7 protein-coding genes are annotated in these 13380 nt (G+C 63.3%); 4 read left to right on the top strand and 3 right to left on the bottom strand.

Going from position 1 to position 13380, the window contains the following annotated elements:
- The first annotated feature begins 23 nt into the window (after positions 1-23).
- Both KW842_RS22060 and KW842_RS22065 read left to right on the top strand, forming a co-directional pair.
- On the top strand, positions 24-2330 hold the full coding sequence (locus KW842_RS22060) for a TonB-dependent hemoglobin/transferrin/lactoferrin family receptor (protein WP_218306285.1): 2307 nt from the start codon (positions 24-26) through the stop codon (positions 2328-2330).
- Between the two features lie 65 nt (positions 2331-2395).
- Positions 2396-3208: a DUF4198 domain-containing protein gene (locus KW842_RS22065; protein ID WP_218306286.1), complete on the top strand. Its 813-nt coding sequence runs from the start codon at positions 2396-2398 to the stop codon at positions 3206-3208.
- A gap of 31 nt (positions 3209-3239) precedes the next feature.
- On the opposite strand, the gene KW842_RS22070 is transcribed toward KW842_RS22065, so the two are convergent.
- Positions 3240-5795, bottom strand: a complete 2556-nt coding sequence (locus tag KW842_RS22070) for a TonB-dependent receptor (protein ID WP_229223847.1) — start codon at positions 5793-5795, stop codon at positions 3240-3242.
- A 182-nt stretch (positions 5796-5977) separates the two neighbouring features.
- On the opposite strand from KW842_RS22070, the gene KW842_RS22075 reads away from it, so the two are divergent.
- Both KW842_RS22075 and KW842_RS22080 read left to right on the top strand, forming a co-directional pair.
- Positions 5978-8074 carry a TonB-dependent siderophore receptor gene (locus KW842_RS22075; protein WP_218306288.1) on the top strand — a complete coding sequence of 699 codons (2097 nt, stop codon included), beginning with the start codon at positions 5978-5980 and terminating at the stop codon, positions 8072-8074.
- Positions 8071-10479 (top strand): sulfite reductase flavoprotein subunit alpha, encoded by a 2409-nt coding sequence (locus KW842_RS22080; RefSeq protein ID WP_218306289.1) that lies wholly within the window; start codon positions 8071-8073, stop codon positions 10477-10479. Before KW842_RS22075 ends, KW842_RS22080 begins: the two co-directional genes overlap by 4 nt.
- Positions 10480-10521: 42 nt before the next feature.
- Here the strand turns inward: KW842_RS22080 and KW842_RS22085 are convergent, their stop codons facing one another.
- Together KW842_RS22085 and gshA are read right to left on the bottom strand one after the other, a co-directional pair.
- A complete protein-coding gene (locus KW842_RS22085; RefSeq protein ID WP_218306290.1) occupies positions 10522-11565 on the bottom strand; it encodes a histone deacetylase family protein in 1044 nt (347 codons plus the stop codon).
- A 2-nt stretch (positions 11566-11567) separates the two neighbouring features.
- Entirely contained in the window at positions 11568-13178 is a 1611-nt protein-coding gene (gene gshA, locus KW842_RS22090; protein ID WP_218306291.1) for a glutamate--cysteine ligase, read from the bottom strand.
- Between the last annotated feature and the right edge of the window lie 202 nt (positions 13179-13380).

Here is a 13380-nt window from a genome sequence, read left to right on the forward strand (position 1 = left end):
AATAACAAGTACGAAAAGATGATATGACTGGATACGCTATACGGGGCTCGATCCCCCGCACTACACTGGCCTGCGCAATTTCCACCATGTTCCTGGCATCGGCCTTTGCCCAGGAAAACGCCAACGGCCCCATCACGCAAATACTGCCGCAGGTCGACGTGACCGAGCAGGCGGAGCCGGGCACCAGCACCACCATCAGTGGCGACGCACTGGATCGCGCCAATAATATGAAGGATGTGATCCGCAGCCAGCCGCTGGTTTCCGCGCCGGGCACGTCCGCCGGCACCACCCGCAACCGCAGCAGCTTTGACCGTTCCGGCACGACCGGCTATAACATACGCGGCATCGAAGGCAATCGCGTCGGCATGGATGTCGACGGCGTGGAAATGCCGGACGCCACGACCCGCCCTTACGTGAGCCGGGTTGGCGCCAATACCTTTGGCGTGGGGCGCGACTTCCTCGATCCGGAAATGTTTTCCTCGATTAATATCCTGTCCGGCACCACCTCGGCCAGGCGCTCGGCCGGTGGCATAGGCGGCGCGGTCAGTTTCAAGACCAAGGCTGCGGACGACTATCTGCGCGGCGGCAAAACCGCTTATTTCGGCGGCAAACTGGGCTACGACTCGGTCGACCGTTCGTGGAACGAGAGCGTGACGGCGGCAGGCAAGAGCGGCAGCCTGGATGGACTGGTCAGCTATTCGCGCCGCGATGGCCATACCACGCGCAACAACAGCGATGTGGTCGACAGCATGCCTGACGACTGGCATTCGGATGCGCTGCTGCTCAAGGGCGGATTGCGTATCGATGCCGCCAACCGGCTGGAACTGTCTGCCGATTTGTATCGCCGCAAGAACGACACCTTTTTCTACGGCTGGGACACCAACAGCACGGCCATTACCGAGAACTCGCAGCAGCAGAGCGACACCAGCCGCAACACGCTGCAGTTGACGCATCAATGGACGCCGAATCACGGCTGGCTCGATCAGGCTGACACGCGCCTGTATTTCCAGAGCACCGATACCGAAGACACCACCGATACCACCACACTGGCCAGCAACGCCAAGGTGCGCAATGTTTCCGAGAACAAGACCCGGACCTGGGGTTTGTCGAGCGTGGCCAACAAGCGTCTGGACCGGCATTACATCAGCTACGGCGTCAACGCTTCCTCGCAGGATGCCGAGCGGCGCTGGAATGTGGCCGGCTACATGAAGCCGCAGCCCGATACCACCACCGAGCGTGCGGGCTTGTTTGTGCAGGATGACATCAGCTTCGACGTCGGCGGTCATCGCCTGGTGGTGATACCGGCGCTGCGCGCGGACTACGTCAAGATCAAGATGCGTAACCTGGAAAACTTTGCTGCGGCCCCGCTGACGCCAGCCGATGTGGAAAAACTCTACGGCAGCCCGAGCAATGTCATCTGGAGTCCGAGTCTGGGCCTGAGCTATGACCTGACGCCCACCATGCTGGCGTATGCGCAGTACAAGCGCAGCGGACGCGCGCCAACGGCCGGCGAAATTTTCGGCTCGTGGAATATGAACAGCAACTACGTCGTCAGCAATCAGTACGCGTTGGTCGGCAACCAAAACCTGAAAGAAGAAACCAGCGATGCAGTTGAAGTCGGCCTCAAAGGCAAGCCTGCTGCGGGCGTGAGCTTGAACACATCGATGTTCTACACCAAGTACAAAGACTTCATCGCCTACACACGCTATACCCGCGCGCAGTTCCCGACGCTGTTCCCGAATGTGCCGGCGCACATCGGCACCATCTATCAAGCCGAGAACCGCGACGACGCCAGGATTTACGGCTTCGAACTCAGCGCACGGCTGGAGCACGGGCAATGGAGCCCTGACGCCAAAGGCTTCTACTCGACCTGGGCGATGGGTCTGAGTCGCGGCACTGCCAAATCCCGGTACGCCGGCGACAAGCAGATCGCGCTGGATTCCGTGTTGCCGCGCAAAGCCATCATTGGCGCTGGCTACGATGCGCCACTGAAAGCGTGGGGTGCGAATCTCACCGGCACCTTCGTTGCGGACAAGCAGGCGGTGGCGACCAATCGCGATGCCTACAATAACTCGGGACCGGCACTGGCCGATTCCACCACACAGCTGTTCCGCGTGCCGGGTTATTCCTCGTTCGATCTGACCGCTTACTGGCAGATCAACAAGAACATGCGTCTGGATGCCGGCATCTACAACCTTGGCGATAAGCGCTACTGGGAGTATTCCAGCGCGCGCAGCCTGCAACCTGCTGTCGCGCGTGACCGGCGCGATATCGAACTGCTGACCGAACCAGGCCGCACCGCGTCGCTGTCATTGAACCTGGCGTTCTAAGTTGTCCCGCCGGCCTTTGCGAAGGCCGGCAGTTTTTTTAATCGAGGATAGAGGGAGAAAAATCCATGAAGCGTTCGTATCTGCTGCGCACACTTATCGCCACATCATGCCTGACGGTGCTAAGCACGCTGACCGCGCAGGCCCATACGCCATTCCTGATGCCGAACAGCTTTGATGTTCAGCCCAAGGAGATGATCGGCGTCGATGCCGGCTTTACCGAGAAGTTCTTTGTGTCGGACGTCGCGTTTGGCGATACAGCGTTTGTGATCGTCACGCCGGAAGGCGCGCGCATTCCATTCGGCGATATCCACCAGTTCAAGCAACGCACGGTGGCCGAACAAAAACTGCCCGATGAGAAGGGCACCTACCGGCTCAGCACCGGTCCACGGCTGGGCGCGGTGTTCCGCACCTGGGAGCGCAACGGCAAAACCGAATCCGCGCGTGATCCGAAGCAGGAGATCCCGGCCGATGCCAAATTGCTGAGCCACTACCAGTCGCTGTCGATTTCCGAAGCTTACGTCACCGCCGGCAAGCCGTCGGTGAAGGCGCTGGCGCCGGTGGGCAAGGGCCTGGAAATCGTCGCCGTCACGCATCCGAGCGACCTGTTCGTCAACGAGAAATTCGACTTCATCGTGCAATACAACGGCAAGCCTTTGCCGAACCAGAAGGTCAGCGTATACCGCTCGCCGATGGACCTGGCCAGCCAGAGCACGGTGCAGAACCTGTCCACCGACGGCGATGGCAAAATCGCTTTGCCGTTGACGAAATCCGGCATCTACCTGGCGCTGGTTCGCTATCAGGCGGCCGCACCAGCCGGCGCAGCCGCACCCATGTACGGGCATAACTACACCTTGACCTTCCGCGTGCTGGATCAGTGATCCAGCTGACGCAGCAACGTCAGCGGCCCGGTCAGAACTTGTGCGTCAGCTTCAGCGAGGCGAAGCGGCCGCGCGGGTCGGCCTGGGTGTAGTCGAAGAAGGATTGCGACGAATCCCACGACGGACGGGTGTTGGCCAGGTTCAGCACCGTCAGGCCGAGCGAGGTTTTTGGCGTGACCTGCCACGCCACGTTCAGGTCGACGGTGGCGAATGGCGCCACGGTGTCGCCCTTGCGGGTGGTTTGCTCGTAGCCGTCGACATAGGTCCAGGTCAGCGTGCTGGCCCAGTTGCCGATGTCCCAGGTGGCGGCCGTCACGCCGCGCCATTTCGGGATCGAGCCGAAGTAGTTGGTGCCGGCGCCATTGGTCAGCGCCGCGCCGGTCGACAGCGGTGCTTCAAATTTCAGCACGCGGCTCAACTGGCCGTTGATGGTGAGGTTGCCCCATTCCTTGCCGACGAAGCGCTGGCGCAGGTCGATGTCCACGCCTGACACGCGGCGCTCGCCCTGGTTGGCGTACTGGCGGTACAAGGTCAGGATGCGGCCGTCGGCACCGCGCACGATGTTTTGCGGCGCGGTGGCTTCGTTGGCGATGATGGTGTCGGCGCTTTCGGTGCCGATCACGCCTTTCTGGCGGATGCGGTAGTAGTCGACGCCGATGCTGCTGTTCTTCGACGGCGCGATGACGAAACCGAGATCCACGTTGTTCGAGCGCTCCGGCCCCAGGTCCGGATTGGCGCGCGTGATGTTGGTGATGCCGCGCGCCTGTGTTGGCGAGATCGGGTCGCGCGGGTCCAGCACATTGGCGTAGCTGACGGCGGTACTGTTGGTGATTTCCGGCAGCGATGGTGCGCGGAAGCCGCGTGACGCGGTGCCACGCAGCAGCAGCCATTGATACGGTTCGTAGCGCAGGCTGGCCTTCGGCGAGAAGGCGCTGCCGAAGTCGTCGTAATGGTCGCCGCGGCCGGCCAGGTTCAGGCTCAGTTCCTTGCGCAGCGGGACGTTGAACTCGGCGAACACCGCCGTTACATCGCGCTGGCCTTTGATGATGTTGATGGCGGGGCGCAGCTCGGTGCCGCTCAATACGGCGGTCGACGTGTTGGAGTCCATCTCCTCGCGGCGCCATTGCGCGCCAAATGCAAAGCCGACGTCGCCGGCCGGCAGCGAGAACAAATCTTTCGATGCCGAGAAGTCGACCGTGGTCAGTGTCGATTCAGCCGGACGCAGCGTGGCCAGGCGCAGCGATTGGCGGATCGCTTCGCTGTTTTTCGACTGGTCGGCGAAGTTGTAGCTGCCCTTGGCCAGCGCATCCTGGAATACATAGCGGTTGACGAAGTTATCGACGGTTTCTTTCAGCTTGCTGCCGGAGCGGCCCAGCGACGCATCGTAGGTCCAGCCGGCAGCCGTGCCTTTAACGCCGGTCAGCGCGCGATAGAAGTCGACCCGGCCAACCTTCATGCGTGGCCCCAGGTCAAACAACGTGGCGTTGATGTCCACCGGCGTCGTGCCCGGATTGTTCGGATGGCCCACCGGCAGCGTGACAGCGATATTGTCCAGCGACTGGGTAGCATTGTTCCAAGCACGCAGGCCGGTGCCCACCGACAGTGGCGCGCTGAAGGTTTGCGCCGCGCTGGAGTAGCCGTACATCAGGTCCGCGTACACGTCGGTGTCTTGGTTGAGGCGCAGGGTGCCGCGCAAGGCGGTGTGCACGCGCTTTACGCCCGGAATCAGGGTCTTGTACTGCGCCGGGTTATACGCCAGCACGGTGCCGGTCTTGCCCGGCGTGATGTCGCCGTAAGGAAGCAGTTGCAGCGGCCCTTGCGCACCACCCAGCAGTTTGGTGGGATCGGTGCCGTAGTAGTTGGTCGGGACCCACGCCAGCGTGCCGTTTTTATAGCCACGGAAGTCGCTGCCGGCCAGCCACGACACATCGCTTTGCTGCAGCTTGTCGCGTTCCATCGCGTCGGCCGAGAACACCACGCTGTAGCCGTCGCTATCCAGTTTGCCGAAGCCGGTTTTCAGCGCTACGCTTTTTTCGGTCTGGCCGGTGCCTTCGGTCGAGCTGCCGACTTGTGCTTTCAGTTCAGTGCCGGTGTATTCCTGGTAGAGGATGATGTTGACCACGCCGGCCACCGCATCCGAACCGTACACCGACGAAGCGCCATCCTTCAGCACTTCGATGCGCTGCACAGCCTCCATCGGCAGGCTATTCAGGTCGACAAAGGTCTCTTGCAGATTTTGCGCGGTGGCGAAGCTGGAGACGCGTTTGCCGTTCACCAGGATCAGCGTGTTTTTCTGGCCCAGGCCGCGCAGCGACAGGCCCGCCGTGCCGGCCGAGAAGCTGCCGGTGAATTGTTCGTTGTAGCTGTTGCCGCTGTTGGCGGAAATCGCGCGCAGCACGTCGGCGACGGCGGTCTTGCCGGTCGCTTCCAGGTCTTTGGCGGTAATCACCTGCACCGCGCTGGCGCCTTCCTTCTGCGTGACGCGGATGTTGGAGCCGGTGATGACCACGCGTTGCAGCTCGTCTTGTGCAGCGGCGAAAGTGGGGAAGGCGGCGGCGATGGCCAGGACCAGAGACAGTTGTTTCATATGCATTTGTAAAGAGGTGTAAAGACGGACGCACTATAACGGTGCAAGTAACCTCCATGGAACGAATCATTCGCCGTATGCTTATATGTTTTCTGCATAGTCTGGCCGGATTGCGCTTCTCCGCAATTGATAATGATTCGCATTATCTATAGAATGTTCGCATTCTTCTTATTGGCCTTCCCATGCGTCTCCTTCCTGTTTATCTCGCGCTCGCCGCTGTATTCCCTGCTTACTTGCCTGCTTACGCACAGCAGGCTGACGATCAAGTTCTGCAAGCCGTCAAAGTGACCGCTGCGCGGGCGGATGGCTTCGCGCCGAAAACGGTGGAAGCGGGCAGCTTCCGTGGCGCCGACATCATGGACGTGCCGTCCACCGTCAACGTCATCACGCGCGAAGTGCTGGAGTTGCAGGCGGCCGGCGGCTTGTACGACGCGGTGCGCAATACCGCCGGTGTCACGCGCCAGCAGAACGGCGGCGAAACCTGGGACCAGCTGGTCATACGCGGCATCGCCGTCGAGAACCGCACCAACTACCGCCTGAACGGCTCGCTGCCGATCATGAACTTCTCGCAGGTGCCGATGGAAGACAAGGAGCGGGTGGAAGTGCTGAAGGGCGCAACCGCGCTGTACTACGGCTTCACTTCGCCGGCCGGCGTGGTCAACTTCGTCACCAAGCGCGCCGGCGCTACGCCAGTCAGCACGGTCGGCATGACGGTCGACCAGAATGGCAGCGCAGTCGCCACCGCCGATGTGGCGCGCCGCTTCGGCGAAGCGCAGCAGGTGGGTGTACGCGTCAACCTGGCCGGCGGCACGCTGGCATCCTTCATGGACGATGTGGGTAACGGCAACCGCAAGTTTGCGTCGGCTGCGCTGGACTGGCGCGTCAATTCGCGCCTGCTGCTGAAGGCCGATCTGGAATACGACAAGCGCCGCGTCACCGAGCAGGCAGGCATACAGCTGCCGACCGCCGTCAACGGCGTCATCACGCTGCCACCGGCGGTGGACCCGAAACGGCTGATCGGCCCGGACTGGGCGCGCTTTGAAGCGGAAACCAAAAACGTGCTGCTGCGCGCCGACTACGCGCTCAGCGACCACTGGGCGCTGACCGTGGAAGCCGGCCACTCCGAAACCGCGCGCGACCGTTCGCTGGCCATCTTCCGCCTGACCAATGCGGCGGCGCTGGTCACCGGTGCAGGCCGCATCACCGGCAACCTGCAACACAGTGTGGTCGATTCCGACATGCTGCGCGCGGAACTGGCGGGCACCGTCAAGACCGGCCCGGTCCAGCATGACCTGACCTTCGGCGCGACGCGCACCGACAAAGGCCAGGATCCGATCTACCAGACCAACTACACCATCGCCGCACAGAACCTGTACAACCCGGCGCCGATCACCAGCTACACCGTCAGCGCGCGTCCGACCTCGCCCACCACCGCGCAGCTGGACTCGCGCGATTCCGGCGTGTATGCGCTGGACCGCCTGACCTTCTCGCCGAACTGGCAGGCTGTGGCTGGCGTGCGCCATGTGCAGTACCGCAGCGATCAGGGCACGAACCACTATGATGTCAGCAAGACCACCCCGATGGCGGCGCTGATCTACAAGGTGAACAGCGATATGTCGTTCTACGCCTCGTCGTCGCAAGGCCTGGAAGAAGGCGAGACTGCGCCGACCGGCAGCGCCAACGTCGGCACGCGCATGGCGCCAGGCGTCAGCCGCCAGAAGGAACTGGGCGCGCGCTGGCGCGTGCCGGGCGGCACGCTGCTGCAGGCGGCGCTGTTCGACATCAAGCGTCCGGGCTATTACACCAACACCGCCAATATCTTCACCGCCGATGGCGAGCAGCGCTATCGCGGCCTGGAGCTCTCGGCGCAGGGCAAGCTGACGCGCCAGCTGTCGTGGCAGTCGTCGGCGCAGCTGCTCGATCCGGAATTCCGCCGCATCAATGCGGACTACAACGGCAAGCTGCCGGAAAACGCGTCCAAGCAGACCGCCAGCACTTTCCTCGCCTATGCGCTGGACAGCGTGCCCGGCCTGTCGTTCAACGGCGGTGCGTATTACACCGGCCGCCGCCCGGTCAACGATCTGAATCAGGCCTTCCTTGGCGGCGTGACGCTGTTTAGCGCCGGCGCGCGCTACGCTACCAGCATCATGGGCAAGAACACCGTATGGCAGGCCAATATCGATAATGCGGCCGACAAGCAGTACTGGGCTGGCGCCGGCACCCGCCTGGCTTCCGGCGCACCGCGACTGATTAAACTGAGCGTGAAGGTGGATCTGTGAAAAAGCTCTGGTTCCAGCTGCATTGGTTTGTCGGCATTACGGCCGGCACGGTCCTGATGGTGATCGGCCTGACCGGCGCCATTCTGGCGTTTCGTGAACAGATAATCGATGCGCTGAATCCGGGCGTGCGCAACGTCGCCGTGCAGGATGCGCCGGTGCTGTCGCCGCAGCAGTTTGCACAAGCGGCGCGGCTGGCCAAGCCGCACGAGCGCGTCACCAGCATCATCCTGTACGACACGCCAGGCTCCAGCGCGCGCATCGGCCTGGCGCCGGCGCCGGGCGAGCGCCGTGGCGTCACGGTTTACCTCAATCCCTACACCGGCGCCTTGCTGCCGGAGCTGAAGTATGAAGGCTTCTTCGAGTGGAATGAGCGCATGCACCGCTTCCTGCTGATGGAGCGCGATACCGGCAAGATGTTCAGCGGCACGCTGGCCTTCATGCTGCTGGGGCTGACCTTGACCGGCCTGTATCTGCGCTGGCCGCGCCGCGTGTGGGACTGGCGCACCTGGTTGACCTTCGACACCCGCATGAAGGGCCGCTCCTTCCTGTGGGGCCTGCACTCGGTGGTGGGCACCTGGGTGATGGTGGTGTTTGTGATGTTCACGCTGTCCGGCGTGTACTGGGCTTTTGATCCGATCCGCAATATGGCGGATGGCTGGATGGGCACCTTGCGTCCGCCGCGCGAAGCGGCCGCGCCGAAACCGAAAGGCGCCAAGCCGCCGAAGTCCGAGCCGGCTGACTTGAGCGCCAGCTGGGAAACGTTCCAGAAGAACGCGCCGAACTGGCAAATGGCCTTCCTGCGTCCGCCGGAGCGCGCCACTGCGCCGCTGCAAATTCTGTGGGTCGCCAAGGACGCCACGCATGTGCGCGCGCGCAGCAGCATGACCATCAACCAGCAGACCGGCGAGTTAGTGAAGAACGAGCTGTACGCCGACAAGCCGCTCGGCGCACGCATCCAGTCGACCATCTACCCGCTGCACATCGGCACCTACTTCGGCGTGGTCGGCCAGATCATCGTCTTCATTGCCGCATTGGCGCTGCCAGGCTTTGGCATCACCGGCTGGATGCTGTACCTGGACCGCCGCAAGCAGAAACGTATCGCCCGCGCCGAGCGCGCGCAGTTTGCTGCTGGCGCCAGCGGCATTGCCTCAGCGGGCGCTGATGCCGATGCGGTATTGATGGCCTACGCCAGCCAGACCGGCCAGGCCGAGCGTCTGGCGCTGCAAAGCGCGGCCGCGCTGCAAAAAGCCGGCGTGCTGGTGCATGTGCATTCGCTGGAAAAACTGACGCCGCCGCAGCTGGGCAAATATCGCCGAGCGCTGTTCGTCGCCAGCAGCTTTGGCGAAGGCGAACCGCCCGACAGCGCGCGCCGCTTCGCGCGCCTGCTGAACGCGGCCAAGGAAGAGCTCAAGCATGTGCAGTACGCCGTGCTGGCGCTGGGCGATCGTAACTATGCAGAATTCTGCGGCTTCGGCCATGCGCTGGACCAGCGCCTGGCCGGTATGGGCGCGCAGCCGCTGCATCCGATGATTGAAGTGGACAACGGCGATGCGGGCGCACTGGCCCGCTGGGGCGCTGCGCTGCGCGGCTTGATGGGCGATGGCGCGGCTGATTCAGCCGACGTGGCGCTGAGCGCCGCCGCCAGTGATGACGACTACGCCAGCTGGCGCCTGGAGAAACGCGTGCTGCTCAATCCCGGCAGCATTGGTTTCCCGCTGTACGAGATCACGCTGAGCGGCCTTATCGGCGCCGGCTGGCGTCCGGGCGCACTGGTGGACATCTGGCCGGGCCATTACGGTGTGGATGCGACACCGCGTCGCTATTCGCTGGCGTCGGTGCCGCAAGATGGCAGCATGCAGCTGATCGTGCGCCAGGTGCGCTGCGAGGAAGGCCTGGGCCTGGCCTCCGGCTGGCTGACTGACCATGCGGCGCCTGGCGACGAGGTGCGGGTGCGCCTGATCGCCAATCCTGCGTTTGATGCGTATCAATTCCCCGCGCCGGCCATCTATATCGGTAACGGCTCTGGACTGGCTGGTCTGCGCTCGCATCTGCGCGGCCGTGTGCTGGAAGGCGCGCAGCGCAACTGGTTGATTTTTGGCGAACGACAGCAGGAGCATGACGCCATCTGCGCAGAAGAAATCCAGGGTTGGCGTGCTAAAGGCTATCTGCCTGAACTGGACCTGGTGTACTCGCGTGATGTCACTGGCGGCGGCTATGTGCAGGACGTGATGCGCGAGCGCGCCGGCGAGCTGCGTGCATGGATCAACGATGGTGCGGTGATCTTCGTCTGCGGCAGTCTGCAAGGCATGGCTGGCGGGGTTGATGTGGCGCTGGCCGACATCATCGGCCGCGCGCGGCTGGATCAGTTGGCGGAAGAGGGCCGCTATCGACGCGACGTGTATTAAGCCCCAGACCCCGCGCGCTGTCGCCGTGCGGGTTCGGGGCCGCTACAACGCTGTCTCGTAGCCTTCGAGGACGTTCACGACATTCACCCCGAGTTCCTTCACCGCATAGCCGCCTTCGAAGATGAAGGCGGTCGGCAGATTGAGCCACGCCAGGCGTTCGCCGATTTTCAGATAGTCCGAACTTTGCAGCGCGAAACGCGACAGCGGGTCGCCGGCAAAGGTATCCACGCCCAGCGACACCACCAGCGCGTCCGGCGCAAAGCTGCCGATGCGGATGCAGGCGGTTTCCAGCGCCGAGAACCACGCTTGCGGACTGCTGCCCGCCGCCAGCGGCAGGTTGAGGTTGAAACCGTGGCCCGCGCCTTCGCCGCGCTCGTCCGCGTGGCCCAGATAGAACGGAAATTCATCGCGCGGATCGGCATGTATCGAGATGAACAGCACATCGTCACGCTGATAGAAGATGCTTTGCGTGCCGTTGCCGTGATGGTAGTCGATGTCGATGATGGCGACCTTGCGCGCGCCATCGTCCAGCATGTGCTGCGCCGCCAATGCGGCATTGTTCAGGAAGCAGTAGCCGCCGAAGAAATCCGCGCCGGCATGGTGGCCGGGCGGGCGGCTCAACACAAAGGCGCCGCGCTCGCCCAGGCGCAGCGCGTGCGCCGCGTTGACCGCGCAATCGGCGCCGGTCTTGGCGGCGGTCCAGGTGCCGGCGGTCAGCGGCGTGCCGTTGTCCATCGAGTACAAGCCCATGCGGGCGGCGAAATTCTGCGGCTCGACGTCGCTGCGCAGCGTGCGCACCGGCCACACCGAAGGGAAGGCGTCCTTGCCCGCATTGGCCGGGTCCAGCGCCACCCATTCGCTCCAGGCGTTGCGCAGGAAGTGCAGATAGCGCGGCGTGTGAACGCGCTCCAGCGACATCAGCGGCACGCCATGCGGCGTGACGATGCGGCCCAGGCCGCGCCGGCCCAGCTCCGCCAGCACCGAATCTACACGCTCCGGCTTTTCAAAGCAGGGCACCGGCGCGCCGCGAAAAAATTCGTGGCGGCCTTTGTGCTGCGCGTGCAGTTCGTTGTAGAAGGTGAGCATTGTTAGTCGCAGTCGCGCGACTGGCACAGGTTGCTGTTGCGGTAGGCGGCGACATAGTCGTCGAAGTTGGCTTGCGGCGCGGCTTCCATCTCGGCTTGTTCGGCCAGCGAGGCGGCGGCCAGGCCATCAAAGTACGCGGCTTCCTCAGCGCTTGGCGGATGGCTGCGGAAGTAGGCCGCGTGCTGTTCGCTTTGCGCCAGCGCGAAGGCGTTGAAGGAATTGCCGTGCGCCTTCAGCGCTTCCAGCACCTGCGCCGATGGCGTCAGCGTGGCATCGTTCAGCTTCAGCGACTGCACCGCCAGCGCGTCGGCGTGGGCACTGTCGCCGCGCAGCGTGTCCAGCAGCTCGGCCACCGGGCGGATGCGCTCCAGCAGCGCGGCGCCCCACACCGGCAGCGGTACCTCCTCCTCGCCGTTGTGCAGCGTCAGGCCGGGACGGCGGCCTTCCTTGACGGTGCGCGCGAAGTTCTCGGTGTGCCGTGCGCTTTTCTCCGGCGTGATCTGCGCGCTTTCTTCCAGCGCGCAGAACAGCAGGAAGGCATCAAGGAAGCGGCCGGCCTGCTCGCTGATGCCGACCGGTTGGAACGGATCGACATCCATGCAGCGTACTTCGATGTACTGCACGCCGCGCGCGCACAGTGCCTGGATCGGCCGCTCGCCGGTCTGGATCACGCGTTTCGGGCGGATGGTGGAGTAGTACTCGTTTTCGATTTGCAGCACATTGGTGCTCAGCTGTATCCATTCCCCGTCGCGCTTGGTGCCCAGCGCCGCATACGGCTCGTATGGCTGGTTGACCGCTTTGGTCAGCGCTGCCACGTAGCTGTCCAGACAGTTCTCGTGCGGGCTCAGGCCCGACTGGGCGTCGTTCTGGTAGCCCAGGTCGCTCATGCGCAGGCTGGTGGCGTAGGGCAGGTACAGCGTGTCGGCGGACAGCTGTTGCAGCTTGTGCGGACGGCCGCGCAGGAAGCCGGACGACAGCACCGGCGAGGCGCCGAACAAATACATCAGCAGCCAGCTGTAGCGGCGGAAGTTGCGGATGGTGGCCAGGTAGGCTTCCGACTGGAAGGAACGTGCCGTCTGGCGTTTGCTGGCCGGCTGATCGCCAGCCTCGTGCTCGGCCAGCACACGCCACAGGCGTTCGTCCAGCGAATAGTTGTAGTGGATGCCGGCGATGCATTGCATGGCCTTGCCATAACGCAGGGCCAGGCCGCGCCGGTACACATGCTTGAGCGTGCCGAGGTTGGAGCTGCCATACCAGGCGATCTCGATCTCTTCTTCAGCCGGCAGCTGGCACGGCATTGACTGGCTCCACAGCAACTCGTCGCCGAGCTTGCTGTAGGCATAGCGGTGAATGCCATCCAGCTTGGCGATGGTGGCGGCGATGTCTTGCTCGGCCGGGGTGATGAACTCCAGCAGGGTCTCGGCGTAATCAGTGGTGATTTGCGGATGCGTCAGTGCCGAACCCAGTGCGGCCGGATGCGGCGTGCGCGCCAGATGGCCGGCGCGGTCCACGCGCAAGGTCTCCCGCTCGATGCCCCGCAATCCGCCAGCCAGCACGGCGCGGTGTTTTTCTTCGGCCAGCAAGGCCAGGCGTCGTGTCAAAAGAGTTGGCAATTTTAAATCCTTTCTGGTGCAGCAAATAAATTATTGGTGCAGAGAGTAACCGAAATTGGCGGAACTCGCCGAAAGGCCCGGCAAGAAGAGCATTTTAACAAATACCCCGCTTTTTTCCGTGTGAAACACCGCGCAAGGCCTTTGCTATCCGGTACAGAACGTTTGGCAAACGGGAAAATTTTGCGATCCATTTGAAGCTACG

The organism is Duganella sp. sic0402 (genome assembly GCF_019219065.1).
GTDB lineage: Bacteria > Pseudomonadota > Gammaproteobacteria > Burkholderiales > Burkholderiaceae_D > Rugamonas.

Coding starts and splice junctions, on each gene's coding strand:
- KW842_RS22085 (WP_218306290.1), bottom strand. CDS start 11,565: ATGCTCACCTTCTACAACGAACTGCACGCGCAGCACAAAGGCCGCCAC.
- KW842_RS22075 (WP_218306288.1), top strand. CDS start 5,978: ATGCGTCTCCTTCCTGTTTATCTCGCGCTCGCCGCTGTATTCCCTGCT.
- KW842_RS22060 (WP_218306285.1), top strand. CDS start 24: ATGACTGGATACGCTATACGGGGCTCGATCCCCCGCACTACACTGGCC.
- KW842_RS22065 (WP_218306286.1), top strand. CDS start 2,396: ATGAAGCGTTCGTATCTGCTGCGCACACTTATCGCCACATCATGCCTG.
- KW842_RS22070 (WP_229223847.1), bottom strand. CDS start 5,795: ATGAAACAACTGTCTCTGGTCCTGGCCATCGCCGCCGCCTTCCCCACT.